Annotated in this window: 1 protein-coding gene; it reads right to left on the bottom strand. The window is 44.9% G+C overall.

The annotated features are described in order from the left end of the window. Nucleotides 1–177: 177 nt before the first annotated feature. A partial coding sequence (locus AC1DWB_RS35605; RefSeq protein WP_477545781.1) for a DnaB-like helicase C-terminal domain-containing protein occupies nt 178–1204 on the bottom strand: 1027 nt, incomplete at its 5' end.

Raw genomic sequence — 1204 nt, 5'->3', positions numbered from 1 at the left:
GTCAATAGGTCAATGAAGTATGTGCTGGCTCCGGTCCAATCGTCGCATTCGCATGTTTTTTCTTTGGCATAGTGGTAATAGGTGTCTGTGATTTGCTTCTGTTCCTTTGCCATATCCAAGTATCGAGCAAACGTGGCCTGTTCTTTCTCGATAAATTCTAGGGTTTCATCCATCCAATCAGAACACCTCCGCGATTCGTTGATACTTTTTCGTGAAGTTGATGTAGATCGGCTTACTGTTGTCGTTCCTTCTGACTTTGAATTTGATTATTTTGTAGTTGGCATAATCTTTTTGCGCTTGGTTCATGTACTTCATGTCCTCTTCCTCTACCGGCTGGAAGAAAAGCACTCCGTCACATGCGTTCTTCATTTTCTTCGCGCCTTCGATTTGACCGTCATCGTTAAGCTGTGCCAAGGCGATAATCGGAACGTCCAGCTCAATCGCTAGTGTCTTGATGTCCTCTGACAACAGATAAAGCTTCTGCCATTCTGTCAATCCAGCCTCTTTTCTCTCCAGCTCCATGCGCCCTATGTAGTCAATTAGGATGTAGTCCGGTTTTCTACCCGCATTGAGCAGCTTCTTGTATCCGCGCCTGATGGAGCTGATGGACATAATCGGGATCCTTGAAAGGATCAGATTCTTCTTCCCCATCAGATCGTATTGATCGGATAGCTTTACCAGTGCTTCCATCTGCTTAGTTTCCATGAAATTAGCTGACATGACTTCTTGTGTAGGGATAATGGCGCGTTTTGAGGCGATCCTCATCGTTAGTTCTTCTTCTCGCATTTCTGCGTTGGCGTAGTATCCGGTAAACCCTTGGTCAATGGAGAAGTCATCCGATATGTTTAAGGCTAATGCAGTCTTACCGTGACCGGACTGAGCGCATACTAGAATTAAATCTCCACCCTGCAGCCCGTAGAACGTATTGTTCAACTCTGGATAGTTCTGAAAGTGAATCCCCTTCTTCGTTTCAGGATTCTTCGCTCGTTCCATAATCCCGTTAAAGTGTTCCCCCGCATAATCCTCTGGCATGATCGTCAGTTTGGTATCTTTTTCGAGAAGGTCCACGTTCACCCCGTTCCGAAGGGTTGTTGAGATTTCTTCCAGGGAACAATCTGATACGATAAATTTGTTTAGCTTCTTGATGTATTCATTCCCAAGCTTCTTGACGTAAGCGACTTTCAGTTTTTCAATGTAGTAGGGC

The sequence above is a fragment of the Paenibacillus sp. P4_E11 genome (assembly GCF_056401635.1).
Note: the sequence above shows the minus strand (reverse complement) of the source record. Positions and strands in the feature narration are given on the sequence as shown.